The following is a 14,705-nucleotide window of genomic DNA, read 5'->3' as shown; positions in this document are numbered from 1 at the left end:
AGCTTGTCGAACCACGCACCAGATGGCCTGCAGGCTGGAATGTCACCGTCACAAGGTTTATCTTGAACAGCTCTCTCCAGTGTCTACTTTCGCCGAGGGTTTGACGAGGAGTATGCAAATGAGCGGCCGGCACTATCAGGTCTATGATGTTTTCACCGACAAGGTCCTGACGGGCAATCCCCTTGCGGTTGTGCACGATGCAGCCGGGCTGGACGATGCCGCCATGCAGCGGATTGCCGGGCAATTCAATCTGTCAGAGACGGTGTTCGTCCTGCCGGCGGACAATCCTGCCCATACGGCGCAGATCAGGATTTTTACGCCCGATTACGAAATGCCGTTCGCCGGTCATCCGACCGTCGGGTCCGCCATCGCCCTGGCGCAAAGCCGGTTTCCCGATGTGGCGAGCGATCAGGAAACGCTGATCATCCTGGAAGAGAAGATCGGGCCCGTCCGCTGCGGCGTGAAACTCAGCAAGGCGGGAGCATTTGCCGAATTCGATCTTCCCAAGCTGCCGGAACAGGTGCCGTACAATCCCGACAGGATCGCGCTGGCCAATGCCCTGCGTCTCGAACCCAAGGAGATCGGCTTTGAGAATCACGTGCCGACCGTCTGGGATGCCGGCGTGCCTTACCTGCTGATCCCGATTCACGGGCTGGCGGCTGCGGGGCGGATTCGAATCAACCAGGACGCCATGAAAAAGGCCGCGCCTGTGATCGACGGGCGCCAGCTGCCCGTTTATCTCTATTGCCGCGAAACGACACTGCACGACAGCAATTTTCATGCGCGGATGTTTGTCAGCGACGAGGGCACCTACGAGGACCCGGCAACGGGTTCCGCCACGGCAGCCTTTGCCGGGGCCATCCAGCATTTTGACCAGCCGCTCGACGGATTGTTGCGGCTGTGGCTGGAACAGGGCCAGGAAATGGGCCGTCCATCGCGATTGCGGCTGGAACTGGATATCGCCGACCAGAAGCTTGCCGGCGGGCGTATCGGCGGTTCGGCGGTCAAGACGGCGGAGGGACAGCTTTTTGTTTAAACAACTTATTGTTCAAAGCTGACATAAAGTTTTCAAGAAGGGCTGGACAGGCCGGTTTTGCCCCGTTATAGAGCCCCCACCTTCGGTCGTCAAAGCGGCTGACGGGCACATAGCTCAGTTGGTAGAGCAGCTGACTCTTAATCAGCGGGTCGTAGGTTCGATCCCTACTGTGCCCACCAATCAGAACCCCAGGTCATATCAATGGCTTGGGGTTTTCTCATTTTACCGCGATTCTAGAGCACCCGCTGTTTTGGCTTGGCCAGAAGATGAGGGTTGGGCAGGCCGATGAGGTAATTCATGTCGATCTCATGCGCCTCGTGCCATTCGGGATCCTCGTCGATGGAAAAAAGATATCTGCCGGCCGGCAAGGCTTCCATGATGGCAAAGCAGTGGGTACGCGCGTCGACCTGCATGAAGTTGTGAATTTCGATGTCGAGAAACGGCAGCTGCTGCAACACGCCGCGGGCGCCCTTCAGGGCAGCAACCTCGTGCCCTTCCACGTCGATCTTGAGAAAATCCACCTTGCCCAAATCCGCATCGTCCAGCGCGATGACGTCGACAATCAGGTCACCATCGGGAGCATGCACATTGATATCGTTGAGGATGACGTTGCTGTGCGGGGCCAACACCTTGTGGGTGCCCGTTTTCTGCCCGACGGCCTTGCCGTGGGTCACCACATTTGCCAGCCCGTTCAGCTCGGCATTCCGCTGCACGACACCCGCATTGAATGGCAGCGCGTCAAAAGCGGTCACCCTGCCGGCGGGACCCGCTTTCTGGCCGAATAGCACAGTCATCAATCCGTGATGGGAGCCGCAGTCAACAACATGCGATCCCGGTTCGATCAAGTAAATGCAACGCTCGCGAAATCCAGTATAATTGTTGCCAACTGCAACATACCAATGATATCCGATCTCATCGGCGATGCAGAATGGTATAGATCGGTCACCATATCTTATGTTTTCAACGAATGGATATATCAATTACTTATCACTCCCGTCGAATTGTAGGGCACGTTATCATAGATAAGCTTAATATTGCATCATATCGCAAGTACAAAATCAAATTCCTAGGGTTCGCGGCTGGTCCGCCCGACGCTTCCGCTATCAACAGCGCAGTAGCCATGGAATGGTCGAGTATGCAGCGGCGCCTTGAGCCCGCAAGACACATCGCGACAGAAGCAGCCGGTTTCCGCAGCATCCCTTGCCTCCGCTTTCCCATGGTTAACAATGGTGCAGCGGACGGAGGATCCAAACCCTTGCGGCCGCTCGCTTCAGGGGGCGGGGCAAACGAAAACCGTGGGCGGAACCGATGATTTTTGTTGCTTTCCGGCGGGCCCCAACTATAACGCCTTGAACAGGGCCGAATGGCCCTTTTTTCTTATATGCCTGTCCAATATCGATCTACCCAAACTGCTAGAGGAGCTTTCCATGAGCATTCGTCGTATTGAAGTCGGTCCACGCATGAGCCAGGCCGTTATCCATGGCAACACGGTTTATCTCGCAGGGCAGGTAGGTACACCGGGCAAGAGCGTCACCGAGCAGACCAAGGACGTCCTGGCTTCGGTCGAGCGCCTGTTGAAGGAAGCCGGTTCCGACAAGTCCAAGATCCTGCAGGCGATCATCTGGATGGCCGACATGAAGGACTTTGCCGAAATGAATGCGGTTTGGGATGCCTGGGTCGATCCGGCCAACACGCCTGCGCGCGCCACCGGCGAAGCCAAGCTGGCGACCCCGGATTATCTCGTCGAAATCATCATCACCGCTGCCATCTGATTCCCTGCCGAAACCGTCCGATGCGGCGGATTTGGCAAAGCGACAGGTTCATCCCGGCGGAAATATTGAATTTGCCGGGATGAAATGAAGTGGATGTCAGTAAAACTGCTCCCGTGCACTGGATTTTTAGCGCGGGAATGAATAAAGTCCGCGCTTCTCGGGATTGCCGTTGTGGTAATTCATCAAACGCTTGTCTGATTGTGACGCTTACGCCCGCAAGACGAGACAAGCATGGGTAAGGAAAACGATTGCAAGTTCTCGTCCGTGATAACAATGTTGAACAGGCCCTCCGGGTCCTGAAAAAGAAGATGCAGCGCGAAGGTCTCTTTCGCGAAATGAAGGCGCGCCAGGCATTTGAAAAGCCGTCCGAGCGCCGTGTCCGTGAAAAGGCTGAAGCCGTCAGCCGCGCCCGCAAGGCAGCGCGCAAGCAGGCACAGCGTGAAGGTCTGCTTCCTGGTCCGAAGAAGAAAGAACGCGTTGCCCGTCCAGGTGCCGCTTCCAGCGATTTCAACAACAACCGATAATCAATGACCGGAGTTTCCGGTCCTTGCAAAACGCGACAGAACCCGCACAGCGAGCCATGCTGGAGCGGGTTTCGTTTTGTGAAGACTCCGCCATAACTATCGTCTTCACATCGATATTACCCGGTTTCAAAAAAGTGCCTTCTTGTGCGCCGCATCACGCCGCGCCTATGCATGCTCCATACTCGTCAAGCCTTATGGAGACCTTTCAATGGCACCCAAGCTCAACATCGTCCACGTCAGCACCCGTCCGGGCCGCGCCGGTCAGCCGGTTGCCAAGTGGTTCCATGATTTTGCCAGCCAGGACGGCCAGTTCGAGCCTGTTCTGATTGACCTGGCGGATCTCAACCTGCCGGTTTTCGACGAGCCCAACCACCCGCGCGCCCGCAAGTATGAGCATGCGCACACGAAAAAGTGGAGCGCGCTGATCGAGGCGGGCGATGCGATCGTGTTCGTGACGCCGGAATATGACTATTTCGCTCCGCCGTCCCTGACCAATGCGATCATCTATCTCTGGCAGGAATGGAACTACAAGCCGGTCGGCTTCGTCAGCTATGGCGGCGTGTCGGGCGGCCTGCGCTCGGTCGAATCGGTCAAGGGTCTCATCGCAGGCCTGCGGATGGTTCCCATTCCCGAAGGCGTTCCCGTTCCGGCGTACCAGCAGTTCATCAACGATGAAGGCGTCTTCCAGGCCAATGAACTGGTGACCGCCAGCGCCAACACCATGATTGGCGAATTGCTCAAGTGGAGCAATGCGTTGAAGCCGCTGCGCGCCGCCTGATCCGGTCAAGGCGCCTGGAATCGACCGGGCGCCACACACACGATTTTACCGATTCGCTTGACAAATGGCGGATCGGGCGTTCAATTCAAGACATTCACCAGGGGGGTCCCGACAAGGGGCTGAGATTCTGCTGGCTTTTGCAGCGCAGTGACCCGTTGAACCTGATCCAGTTCATACTGGCGTAGGGACGGTGCGAAAGTCATGCGAGTCAGCCTCGGCACATCCGTATCCGGATTCGCAATCTCTTTTCATCCTTCCGGCACAGAACTGGGTTTCCACGCTTGATTGCTTAGGAGCCTGATGATGACCGCAATTACCCCAACCGTTTCGGCAGGACCGCTGCCGGCCTCGATCAAAATTTACAAACCCGGCCATATCCATCCGGATATCCGCGTGCCATTGCGCCAGATATCGGTGCATCCGACAGCGGGCGAGCCGCCGGTGACGGTGTACGACGCGTCCGGGCCCTATACGGATGCCAATGTTGCCATCGATATCGCCAAAGGCCTGCCGCGCATCCGCGCAAGCTGGCTTGCCGGCCATGCCGACCTTGCCGCCTATGACGGCCGCCACGTCAAGCTGGAGGACAATGGCTTCGTCACCGGTGAACGGCTGACCCCGGAGTTCCCGGTACGCAACCGGCCATTGCGGGCGAAGGGCGATAAAGCCGTAACGCAGCTCGCCTATGCCCGGGCGGGGATCATCACGCCCGAGATGGAATATGTGGCGATCCGTGAAAACCTTGGCCGCGACGCGGCGCGGGCGCAGCTGGAGCGCGACGGCAATTCCTTCGGCGCGTCGGTGCCGGATTATGTCACACCGGAATTCGTCCGCGAGGAGATTGCCCGGGGCAGGGCGATCATTCCCGCCAATGTCAACCATCCCGAACTCGAGCCGATGATCATCGGCCGCAACTTCCTGGTCAAGATCAACGCCAATATCGGCAATTCCGCAGTGACCTCCTCCATGGCGGAGGAAGTGGAAAAAATGGTCTGGGCCATCCGCTGGGGTGCCGACACGGTGATGGACCTGTCGACCGGCCGCAACATCCACAATATCCGCGAATGGATCATCCGCAACGCCCCCGTGCCGATCGGCACCGTGCCGCTCTATCAGGCGCTGGAAAAGGTCGGCGGCATTGCCGAAGACCTGACGTGGGAGGTCTATCGCGACACGCTGATCGAACAGGCGGAGCAGGGTGTCGATTATTTCACCATCCATGCGGGTGTTCGGTTGCATTACATCCCGCTGACCGTCGACCGTGTCACCGGCATCGTGTCGCGTGGCGGCTCGATCATGGCCAAGTGGTGCCTGCATCATCACCGGGAAAGTTTCCTCTACGAGCATTTCGAGGAAATCTGCGATATCTGCCGTGCCTATGATGTCAGCTTCTCGCTGGGTGACGGGCTGCGGCCGGGTTCCATCGCCGATGCGAACGATGCGGCGCAGTTTGCCGAGCTGGAGACGCTGGGGGAACTGACGCAGATTGCCTGGGCCAAGGGCTGCCAGGTGATGATCGAGGGCCCCGGCCACGTGCCGATGCACAAGATCAAGGCGAACATGGACAAGCAGCTTGCCGTCTGCGGTGAGGCGCCGTTCTACACGCTGGGACCACTCACCACCGATATCGCGCCCGGTTATGATCACATCACGTCGGGGATCGGTGCGGCGATGATCGGCTGGTTCGGCACCGCCATGCTTTGCTATGTCACGCCGAAGGAACATCTCGGCCTGCCCAACCGCGACGATGTGAAGATCGGGGTGATCACCTACAAGATCGCCGCCCATGCGGCGGACCTTGCCAAGGGCCATCCGGCGGCGCAGGTGCGGGACGATGCCCTGTCGCGGGCACGCTTCGAGTTCCGCTGGGAAGACCAGTTCAACCTGTCGCTCGATCCCGAAACGGCGCGGCTGTTCCACGACGAGACATTGCCGAAAGAGGCGCACAAGGTGGCGCATTTCTGCTCGATGTGCGGGCCGAAATTCTGTTCGATGCGGATTTCCCACGATATCCGCGCCGAAGCGCAGAAGGAGGGCATGTCGGCCATGGCGGAAAAATTCCGGCAGGGCGGCGATCTCTACATGCCGCTGAAATCAGCAGCTGTGCCCATACCGGTCGGGGGTGACGATTTCTGATGCGCATCCTTGTCAAAGGCGCTGGCGTGGCCGGGCTCACCGCCGCACATGAACTGATGGCGCGGGGCGCAGACGTGACCGTCTTCGACCCGCGCCGCGACACGTCGTCGACCGCCTCCTGGTATGCGGGCGGCATGCTTGCGCCCTATTGCGAGCGGGAAAGTGCCGATGAACAGGTGCTGGAACTCGGATTGAAGGCTGCCTCCTGGTGGGAGGCGGCCCTGCCAGGGCGCGTCGTGCGCAACGGGACACTGGTGCTGGCGCCAGCGCGTGATGCCGGGGAATTGGACCGCTTCGCCTCGCGTACCTCGGGTTTTGCCGGCGTGGACGCGCAGGAACTGGGCAGTCTCGAACCCGACCTTGCGGGGCGGTTCCGCCGGGGGCTGTTTTTCCGGGACGAAGCGCATCTCGATCCGCGCCGCGCCCTGACAGCCCTGGCGGCCAAGCTCGCCGCATCAGGCGTTCGCTTTGAGAACGAGCGGGACGAGGGCAAATTCGACCGCATTGTCGACTGCACCGGTTATTCCACGGCCAAGCCGGATCTGCGCGGGGTGCGCGGTGAAATGCTCATCCTGCAAACCCGCGACATCGCGCTGGCCCGGCCTGTCCGGCTGATCCATCCGCGTTTTCCCGTCTACATCGTCCCGCGCGCCGATCACCTCTTCATGGTCGGCGCGACGATGATCGAAAGCGATGCGACGGGGCCGGTCACCGCCCGGTCGATGATGGAACTGCTCAATGCCGCCTACAGCCTGCATCCGGCCTTCGGCGAGGCAGCGATCATTGAGACCGGTGTCGGCGTGCGCCCGGCCTATGCGGACAATTTTCCGCGCGTTGAGCGGGATGGCCGGGTGATCAGCATCAACGGATTGTATCGGCACGGATTTTTGCTGGCGCCTGCCATGGCGATGCAGGCGGCGGCGATGGCTTTTGACGCAGAGAAGGTAGCTTGATCATGAGACTGATCGTCAATGGAGAGCCGCACGAGGTTGCGGCCAAAACACTGGCCGATTTGCTCGGCGAACTTGAGTATGAGGGCGAATGGCTGGCGACCGCGCTCAACGGCGAGTTGGTGCGGGCGACCGCGCGCGCTGCCGTGGCGCTGAATGAAGGCGACCGGGTGGAAATCCTCACCCCCCGGCAGGGAGGCTGAGCCATGCTGACCCTTTATGGCACCGAACTGTCCTCGCGCCTCCTGCTTGGCACCGCGCAATATCCGTCACCGGCGATCCTGATGGATGCGGTGAAGGCATCGGAAACCAGGATCGTCACGGTCTCCCTGCGGCGCGAAATGGCGGGCGGCAAGTCCGGCGACAAGTTCTGGTCGCTGATCCAGTCGCTCGGCGTGCATGTGCTGCCGAATACGGCGGGCTGCCACACGGTCAAGGAAGCGGTGCTGACCGCCCAGATGGCGCGGGATATTTTTGCCACCGACTGGATCAAGCTCGAAGTCATCGGCAATCACGACACACTGCAGCCGGATGTGTTTGCGCTGGTGGAAGCAGCGCGGATCCTGACTGGGGACGGCTTCAAGGTGTTTCCCTATACGACGGACGATCTGGTCGTGGCGGAGCGCCTGCTCGAGGCGGGGTGCGAGGTGCTGATGCCGTGGTGCGCGCCCATCGGCTCGGCGCTTGGCCCGCTCAATCTGCATGCCCTGCGTGCCCTGCGCGGGCATTTCCCCGAGGTGCCGCTCATCGTCGATGCCGGTCTCGGCCGGCCGTCCCATGCCGCCACGGTGATGGAACTCGGTTTTGATGCCATCCTGCTCAACACCGCCGTTGCCAAGGCTGCCGACCCTGTCGCCATGGCGACCGCCTTCGCCAAGGCGGCGGATGCCGGGCACATGGCCTTTCACGCGGGCATGCTGGAGCCGCGCGATGTGGCGGTGCCATCAACGCCGGTCATCGGAAAAGCTGTCTTTACCTGATCAGGGCCGTTTGGTGGCGATGACGTGCAGCCATTGCGTCGGCTCACGGTCATAGCCGCTGCCCATCAGCGCAGCGATATCGATGCCGTGCCAGCGATCTTCGCCATAGGCCTGGCGCAGCCATTGCGGCGAGGGATAGTTGAAGTAGCGGCCGAAGCGGTCGCGGCCTTCGGCCGTACCGGCCTTGAAACTGGCAAAGAACCGTCCGCCGGGTTTGAGGGCGCGGTTGATATGGCTGATGATAGCGGGCAGGCCGGCGCGCGGCACGTGCAACAGGCAGGCGCTGGCCCAGACGCCGTCATAGGCATTGTCCGCTGCAATATGCTCGAACTGCAAGACATCGACGGCAATGCCCAGGCGCTTCTGCGCTTCGGCGGCGATTTCGGGCGAGCCATCCGTCGGCACCACGTCAAAGCCGCGGGCAAGCATATGCGCAGTGTCGTCACCGCCGCCGCAGCCAAGCTCAAGAATTCTGGCGCCGGGAGACAGCAGGGCGAGGTAGGCGTCGAGATGGTCAAACGCGCGCGCTTGCGACTGGTTGGCGTAACGCACCGCTTCATCGGCGTAAAAGGCCAGTGTTTCCGGATCGTTGGCGGTCATGGTGTTCCTTGATGTTGGTTCTTGGGCTGCATACTGCTTGGCGCGTGGTTCGACAAGCTCACCATGAGGGAGGGTGAGGATTGCCGGGAGCATATTCTGCAACGCTTGCAATTGGTCTTGCACCAAACAGCCTCCCTCATGGTGAGCTTGTCGAACCACGCACCACACGCGTCGGAGAACGAGCGGAAACCAGTAAGAATCCCGATTGAAAGATCTAGCTGTCGAGCACGGCTGCCAGCTTGCCGCCATCGCCATAGGCGAGGCAATCGGCAATTGTGGTCTTATCGAGCACGCCGCGCGTGACATTGGCGACTTCGCTGAAGACATGGCGGATTTCGCACTTGTCCTCGCTGTCGCAGTCTTCGCAGCGCCGGTAGGCAATCTTGCTGAGGCACGGCAGGGGCGCAATCGGCCCGTCGATCAGCCTGAGGACCTCACCGAAGGTGATGTCTTGCGCCTGCTTGAGCAGGAGATAGCCGCCCATTTTGCCGCGGCGGCTCATGACGATGCCTTGATGTTTCAGGTCGAGCAGGATCTGTTCCAGGAACTTCTTCGGAATGTTCTGTTCTTCCGCGATGTCCGAAATGAAAAGGGCCTTTTCGGCATCGGCTCTGGCGAGAACGACAAGCGCCCGGAGCGCATATTTGGCTTTCTGCGAAATCATGATTGTTGCCTGACCACCCTGTGAGATGCAGTCATAGTCCCTCGCGTGACATTTTCTAGTGTTAAAGTGTTAAAGAATAGAGTTTTTTCATGGCGGCCAAATGTCTTAAAAATGGCTGTTAAGGCTCTGAAAAATAATCATTCATTAAGAATTAAGCGCCCGAAAAGTTGCGAAAGCGTTAAAATCGATACACGATTAAACCGGTAGTGATTGTTGACAAATTTTTACAACCGGTCATCATCGGGTATCGGTTGTCTCCTGGAGGCAGCTGCACTCTGCAACCCAATTGTTCCCTGGAGGTCGCAATGTACAGTGAAGTATCAGGCATCTTTAATCGGGCGGAACGCCTGTGGCGCGAGGTATTCGCCTCGGAAACACTCGATACCGATACACGGGATGCGAAGAAGCGGGACAGCGACGAGGCCTCGGCCAAGCGTCATCGCAACTGGACCGAGGAGGATTTCCTCTGGTGCTGGCAGCATCGCGGCTTCTGGTAAGCCGCGCTTTTGTTCACGACGCTGCCTCGCGGCATCGCGGGGTGGAAGCGGATTGCGGAACCGGCCCGGATAGACCGGGCGAATATTTCATTTTAGTCATTTCTTGGTATAAAGTTTTAAGAAAAAAGGTATTGTTGGAATTCCAATTCTTCCGCTCCCGGAGATTTGGCGGCATTCTCAGAAAAAATATCCGTTCTCCTATGACATCGCTGGGTTGGATGGGGCTGGGTTCATTTCGACAGCACGATCCGTGCTGGCTGCTTGGGAGAATGCAATGAAAAAACTGTTCGTCTACGCCACGGTTGCTCTGGCGCTCGGCCTCGGACCGGTGAAAGCCGCAGAGCCGACCGGAATCCTCAACGTGTCCTACGATGTTTCGCGCGAGCTCTACGAACAGGTCAACAAGGCCTTTACGGCGGCCTACAAGAAAGCGGCTGGCAAGGACATCACCGTCAGCCAGTCGCATGCGGGATCGTCAAAACAGGCCCGCTCGATCCTGGAAGGGCTGGAAGCCGATGTCGTGACTTTCAATCAGGTCACCGACGTGCAGGTGCTGCACGACAAGGGCAATTTCATTCCCGCCGACTGGCAGTCGCGCCTGCCGAACAATTCCTCGCCCTATTATTCCCTGCCGGCCTTTCTGGTGCGCGCCGGCAATCCGAAGCACATCAAGAACTGGGATGATCTCGTCCGCGACGATGTGAAGGTGATTTTTCCCAATCCGAAAACCTCGGGCAATGCGCGCTACACCTATCTGGCCGCCTATGCCTATGCGCTTGAGGCCAACAACAAGGACCAGGCCAAGGCGCAGGATTTCGTCAAGAAACTCTTTGCCAACGTGCCGGTGTTCGACACGGGCGGGCGTGCCGCAACCACGACCTTTGCCGAACGCGGCATCGGCGATGTGCTGATCACGTTTGAAGCGGAAGTGCTGGGCACGCGCAAGCAGCTGGGCGAAGACAAGTATGAGGCGGTGATACCGCCGGTCAGCCTGCTGGCGGAGTTTCCCGTCACTGTTGTCGACAAGGTCGTCGACAAGCGCGGATCGCGGGCAATTGCCGAAAACTATCTCAAATTCCTCTATACGCCGGAAGGGCAGGACATTCTCGCCCAGAACTTCAACCGCGTGCATGACGAGACCATCAAGGCGAAATATGCCGCGCAGTTCCCCGAGACGCGTCTGGTGACCGTGGAGGACGTTTTCGGCGGCTGGGACAAGCTCTCCAAGGAGCATTTCGCTGAGGGCGGCATCCTCGACAAGGTGTTCACCAAGCGCTGATCAGTGGCTGATGAACCCGAAGGCGGCATGGCGTTGGCTGTGCCGCCGCATTCTTTTTAACCACTCGCTTGCTTTCACGCGAACAGGCTTTAGAACCCCAGCATGCCGTTGTTTTCAAAATCCAGCCAGCGTGGACTGTTGCCGGGGTTCAGCCTGACCCTCGGCGTGACGCTGCTGTACTTCGCCATCATCGTGGCGCTGCCCCTGCTGGCGATGCTGTACAAATCGGTCAATCTCGGCTGGTCGGATTTCTGGACCATCATTTCGTCCGAGCGCGCGGTTGCAACCTACCAGATAACCATCGGCGCCGCGTTGCTGGCTACGCTGTTCAATGCGCTGTTCGGCCTGCTGCTCGCCTGGGTGCTGGTGCGCTACGAATTTCCGGGGCGGCGGCTGCTGGATGCGGTGGTTGACCTGCCGTTCGCCCTGCCGACCGCCGTTGCCGGCCTTGCGCTCGTCACCGTCTTTTCCGCCAATGGCTGGTTCGGCCGCTATCTCGAACCGCTGGGGGTGAAGGTCGCCTATGCGCCGCTCGGCATCGCCATCGCCATGATGTTCACCAGCATTCCCTTTGTCATCCGCACGGTGCAACCGGTGCTGGAGGATGTGGCTGTTGATGTCGAGGAAGCGGCGCGGTCGCTCGGCGCGACCAACTGGCAGATTTTTGCGCGGGTGATCTGGCCCGCGATTTTCCCGGCATTTATTGCCGGATGCAGCCTGTCCTTTGCCCGCAGCCTCGGCGAATTCGGCGCCATCGTCTTCATCTCAGGCAATCTGCCGTTCGAGACCGAGGTGATGTCGCTGCTCGTGTTCATCCGCCTTGATGAATATGACTATCCCGCCGCGGCGGCCATCGCCACCGTGATGCTGGTGATGGCGTTCCTGATGCTCTTTGTCACCAATTCCATTCAAGCCTGGCAGCTCCGTTATGCAGACCGCAGCTGATCCCGCCGCCCCGGCCAAAATGCAGTCGTCCCGGCGGCATGGCCAGCGCCCGGCCCGCACGGCGCACTGGCTGCTGATCCTCGCCGCCATGGCCCTGTCGGCGCTGTTCATCGGCGTGCCGATCGCGGTGATTTTTACCTATGCGCTGCGTGAGGGCATCTCCGTCTATATCGCGCAGATAACCCAGCCCGCGACATTGCATGCGATCTGGCTGACCGTGCTGACGGCCATCGTCGTGGTGCCGATCAACATGGTCTTCGGCATCTGCGTCGCCTGGCTGGTCACGCGTTTCCGCTTTCCCGGCCGCCGGCTGCTGATCACCTTCATCGAGATTCCGTTCTCCGTCTCGCCGATTGTCGCGGGTGTGACCTATCTTTTCCTCTATGGCAGCCAGGGTCTGCTCGGTCCGCTGCTGGAGAGCTATGACATCAAGATCATGTTCACGGTCCCGGCGATCTTTCTGGTCAGCCTGTTTGTCACCAGCCCGTTCGTGGCACGCGAACTCATTCCGCTCATGCAGGCGCAGGGCAGCGAGGACGAGGAAGCGGCCATCACCCTCGGGGCAACAGGGCTGCAGACGTTCTTCTATGTCACGCTGCCGAATATCCGCTGGGCGCTGCTCTATGGCGCGGTGCTGTGCAATGCGCGTGTCATGGGCGAGTTCGGTGCCGTGTCGGTGGTATCAGGCGCCATTCGCGACCAGACCAACACGCTGCCGCTGCAGATCGAACTGCTGTTCAACGACTACAACGTCACCGGGGCCTTTGCCGCCTCGTCGACCCTGGCGTTGATCGCGGTGGTCACGCTCATCCTCAAATATGTTCTGGAACGCAAGCAGGCCGGCTAGACGCTTTACGCCGCCCGCCTGGTGCGAAGGGCATCGTCCGGCCGCCGCATGGACTGCGCCAGGATATAGCCTTCCGGCCATGCGCCGAAACCGCTGGCAACATTGATATGGCCGGCAAGGCGCATGTCGACAAATCCCGAGCCCCAGATATCCGCCAGTGCCTGTGCCTTGTTGAACGACATGTAGGGATCGTCGCGGCTGGCGGCGACGATGGAGGGAAAGCCGAAATCGTGACGCGGCAGCGGGGCAAAGCTGCGGAACTTCGGGTCCTGCACCGCCATGCGCTCGGCATCGGCGGGTGCCACCAGCACGGCGCCTGCCACATGGGCGGCGGAGGGACGGCTGGCCAGATGGGCGACGAGCACGCAGCCCAGGCTATGAGCAACGAGAATGGCGCCGGGTGTTTCCGAGATCGCCGCCTCGAGCACGTGCAGCCACTGCGACAGAACCGGGTTTTCCCAGTCATCCTGTTCGACAAGGCGGGCGGTATCGTCATCGGCCAGCCACTGCCGTTGCCAATGGCCTTTCTCAGAGCCGAGATATCCGGGAATGATCAATGTTGTCATCAGGCACCCATCCTTCCAGCTTGGGGAGGAAATGTTGAAATCACAGCCTGAAAATAGGTGCCGCCCCCCATTCTTTGAAGGAATGGGGGTCTAAAGTCGGGGTGTATTGGAAAAAAATTCCAATGCGAAAATCCGGAATCGTGAAATCGGCCCGGCGCTGACGGCTCAGGTCTCGCTGTCCTTCTTGTACAAGCGCAGGAGCAACTGCGAACGCTCGAAGAACAGGACGACGAGCAGCGACAGGGCAAAGGGGATCAGCAGATAGAACAGGCGGAAGATGATCAGCGCGGCCAGCACATCAGCTTGGTTCATGTCGGGAAGCCCGGTCAGGAAGACCAGTTCCAGTACGCCGAGGCCACCCGGTGCATGGGAAATAAGGGCGGCGGAAAACGAGATGAGGAAAATCCCGAGCACGATGAGAAAGCCGGGATTGCCCGCTTCGGGCAGGGTGAAATAGATAATGGCGGCGGCGCCGATCAGTTCCAGCGGCCCGACGATCAGCTGCTGGGCGACGACGGTCAGGCGCGGATATTCGAGCGTGAACTTGCGGATGCGCAGCGGGCGCAGCTGCAGCCAGCTGCCGAAGACGTAGAGCAGCACGAAGGCGAGGGCGCCGAAGCCGAGGAGATAGCTGAGGGAAAGCGGCAGCTCATTGTTGAAGCGCTGCAATATTTCCGGTTCGATCAGAAGCACGAATGCGCTCAGGGTGATCGTGCCGAGCATGAAGGTGAAGGAGCAGAAGGCAATGAGCAGGGCGATTTCCGCCGCGCTCATCCCTTGCGAGGAATAAGCGCGATAGCGCACCACCGCCCCCGAGATCACCGACGCGCCGATATTGTGCGAGAGTGCATAGGTGGTGAAGGAGCAAAGGGTGATGAACAGCCAGGAAATCTTGCGGCGCAGATGCAGAAGGGCAATCCGGTCATAGCCTGCAAGGGCGGCGTAGGCGAGCAGGGAGGCAAGGGCAGCCAGAATCCAGCGGTGGGTCGGAATCGCATAGAGACTGTGGATCACATCCTCAAGAGATATGCTCCGCAACTCCCGGTAGAGGAGCCACGCGGAGACAGCAACAGCGGCCAAGCCGATCACCGGCCATATATAATCCTTTAACTTCATACCCATTCCCGTCCA

The 14,705-nt window shown here is 59.6% G+C and carries 18 protein-coding genes, 1 tRNA gene and 1 riboswitch; of the genes, 14 read left to right on the top strand and 5 right to left on the bottom strand.

Annotated elements, in window-relative coordinates:
- The first annotated feature begins 118 nt into the window (after window positions 1-118).
- Both ACP7B1_RS11450 and ACP7B1_RS11445 read left to right on the top strand, forming a co-directional pair.
- A complete protein-coding gene (locus ACP7B1_RS11450) occupies window positions 119-1,036 on the top strand; it encodes a PhzF family phenazine biosynthesis protein (RefSeq protein WP_426136917.1) in 918 nt (305 codons plus the stop codon).
- Between the two features lie 103 nt (window positions 1,037-1,139).
- Window positions 1,140-1,215: transfer RNA gene (locus tag ACP7B1_RS11445), tRNA-Lys, on the top strand.
- A gap of 54 nt (window positions 1,216-1,269) precedes the next feature.
- On the opposite strand, the gene ACP7B1_RS11440 is transcribed toward ACP7B1_RS11445, so the two are convergent.
- Complete coding sequence (locus ACP7B1_RS11440; RefSeq protein ID WP_346305906.1) at window positions 1,270-1,881, bottom strand: FkbM family methyltransferase; 612 nt, start codon at window positions 1,879-1,881, stop codon at window positions 1,270-1,272.
- Window positions 1,882-2,463: 582 nt separating this feature from the next.
- Here ACP7B1_RS11440 and ACP7B1_RS11435 point away from each other — a divergent pair.
- From ACP7B1_RS11435 to ACP7B1_RS11405, 7 genes are all read left to right on the top strand, one after another.
- Window positions 2,464-2,808, top strand: coding sequence for a RidA family protein (locus ACP7B1_RS11435; RefSeq protein ID WP_105732256.1), 345 nt, complete (start codon window positions 2,464-2,466; stop codon window positions 2,806-2,808).
- Between the two features lie 248 nt (window positions 2,809-3,056).
- A complete protein-coding gene (gene rpsU, locus ACP7B1_RS11430) occupies window positions 3,057-3,332 on the top strand; it encodes a 30S ribosomal protein S21 (protein ID WP_105732257.1) in 276 nt (91 codons plus the stop codon).
- A 208-nt stretch (window positions 3,333-3,540) separates the two neighbouring features.
- Entirely contained in the window at window positions 3,541-4,110 is a 570-nt protein-coding gene (locus ACP7B1_RS11425; RefSeq protein WP_346305905.1) for an NADPH-dependent FMN reductase, read from the top strand.
- Window positions 4,111-4,199: 89 nt separating this feature from the next.
- Window positions 4,200-4,316: riboswitch (TPP riboswitch) on the top strand.
- A 97-nt stretch (window positions 4,317-4,413) separates the two neighbouring features.
- A complete protein-coding gene (thiC, locus tag ACP7B1_RS11420; RefSeq protein ID WP_346305904.1) occupies window positions 4,414-6,246 on the top strand; it encodes a phosphomethylpyrimidine synthase ThiC in 1,833 nt (610 codons plus the stop codon).
- Complete coding sequence (thiO, locus tag ACP7B1_RS11415) at window positions 6,246-7,199, top strand: glycine oxidase ThiO (protein WP_346305903.1); 954 nt, start codon at window positions 6,246-6,248, stop codon at window positions 7,197-7,199. The genes thiC and thiO overlap by 1 nt, the downstream gene beginning before the upstream one ends.
- 2 nt (window positions 7,200-7,201) lie before the next feature.
- Window positions 7,202-7,399 carry a sulfur carrier protein ThiS gene (gene thiS / locus ACP7B1_RS11410; RefSeq protein WP_163365481.1) on the top strand — a complete coding sequence of 66 codons (198 nt, stop codon included), beginning with the start codon at window positions 7,202-7,204 and terminating at the stop codon, window positions 7,397-7,399.
- 3 nt (window positions 7,400-7,402) lie between these two features.
- A complete protein-coding gene (locus ACP7B1_RS11405; RefSeq protein WP_346305902.1) occupies window positions 7,403-8,176 on the top strand; it encodes a thiazole synthase in 774 nt (257 codons plus the stop codon).
- Here ACP7B1_RS11405 and ACP7B1_RS11400 read toward each other — a convergent pair whose 3' ends face one another.
- Together ACP7B1_RS11400 and ACP7B1_RS11395 are read right to left on the bottom strand one after the other, a co-directional pair.
- Entirely contained in the window at window positions 8,177-8,776 is a 600-nt protein-coding gene (locus tag ACP7B1_RS11400) for a class I SAM-dependent methyltransferase (protein ID WP_346305908.1), read from the bottom strand.
- A 214-nt stretch (window positions 8,777-8,990) separates the two neighbouring features.
- A complete protein-coding gene (locus tag ACP7B1_RS11395; RefSeq protein ID WP_223612798.1) occupies window positions 8,991-9,440 on the bottom strand; it encodes an RrF2 family transcriptional regulator in 450 nt (149 codons plus the stop codon).
- 305 nt (window positions 9,441-9,745) lie between these two features.
- On the opposite strand from ACP7B1_RS11395, the gene ACP7B1_RS11390 reads away from it, so the two are divergent.
- The 5 genes from ACP7B1_RS11390 to cysW all read left to right on the top strand — a co-directional run bounded on the left by ACP7B1_RS11390 (window position 9,746) and on the right by cysW (window position 13,008).
- Window positions 9,746-9,937: a hypothetical protein gene (locus tag ACP7B1_RS11390; protein ID WP_223612799.1), complete on the top strand. Its 192-nt coding sequence runs from the start codon at window positions 9,746-9,748 to the stop codon at window positions 9,935-9,937.
- The gene (locus tag ACP7B1_RS11385) at window positions 9,910-10,215 is read left to right on the top strand and encodes a hypothetical protein (RefSeq protein WP_403176671.1); all 306 of its coding nucleotides are present in this window, start codon (window positions 9,910-9,912) and stop codon (window positions 10,213-10,215) included. Before ACP7B1_RS11390 ends, ACP7B1_RS11385 begins: the two co-directional genes overlap by 28 nt.
- On the top strand, window positions 10,212-11,216 hold the full coding sequence (locus tag ACP7B1_RS11380) for a sulfate ABC transporter substrate-binding protein (RefSeq protein ID WP_346308059.1): 1,005 nt from the start codon (window positions 10,212-10,214) through the stop codon (window positions 11,214-11,216). The genes ACP7B1_RS11385 and ACP7B1_RS11380 overlap by 4 nt, the downstream gene beginning before the upstream one ends.
- Before the next feature lie 102 nt (window positions 11,217-11,318).
- Window positions 11,319-12,161 (top strand): sulfate ABC transporter permease subunit CysT, encoded by an 843-nt coding sequence (gene cysT, locus ACP7B1_RS11375; protein ID WP_346308060.1) that lies wholly within the window; start codon window positions 11,319-11,321, stop codon window positions 12,159-12,161.
- 19 nt (window positions 12,162-12,180) lie between these two features.
- Window positions 12,181-13,008 carry a sulfate ABC transporter permease subunit CysW gene (cysW, locus tag ACP7B1_RS11370; protein WP_426136939.1) on the top strand — a complete coding sequence of 276 codons (828 nt, stop codon included), beginning with the start codon at window positions 12,181-12,183 and terminating at the stop codon, window positions 13,006-13,008.
- A 5-nt stretch (window positions 13,009-13,013) separates the two neighbouring features.
- Here the strand turns inward: cysW and ACP7B1_RS11365 are convergent, their stop codons facing one another.
- Both ACP7B1_RS11365 and ACP7B1_RS11360 read right to left on the bottom strand, forming a co-directional pair.
- Window positions 13,014-13,577, bottom strand: coding sequence for an alpha/beta hydrolase (locus ACP7B1_RS11365; protein ID WP_426136938.1), 564 nt, complete (start codon window positions 13,575-13,577; stop codon window positions 13,014-13,016).
- 162 nt (window positions 13,578-13,739) lie between these two features.
- Complete coding sequence (locus ACP7B1_RS11360; protein WP_346307131.1) at window positions 13,740-14,690, bottom strand: lysylphosphatidylglycerol synthase domain-containing protein; 951 nt, start codon at window positions 14,688-14,690, stop codon at window positions 13,740-13,742.
- Window positions 14,691-14,705: the final 15 nt, after the last annotated feature.

The organism is Phyllobacterium sp. SL163 (genome assembly GCF_049896885.1).
GTDB classification, from domain to species: domain Bacteria; phylum Pseudomonadota; class Alphaproteobacteria; order Rhizobiales; family Rhizobiaceae; genus Phyllobacterium; species Phyllobacterium calauticae.
This window is presented reverse-complemented; position numbering and strand designations above follow the sequence as displayed.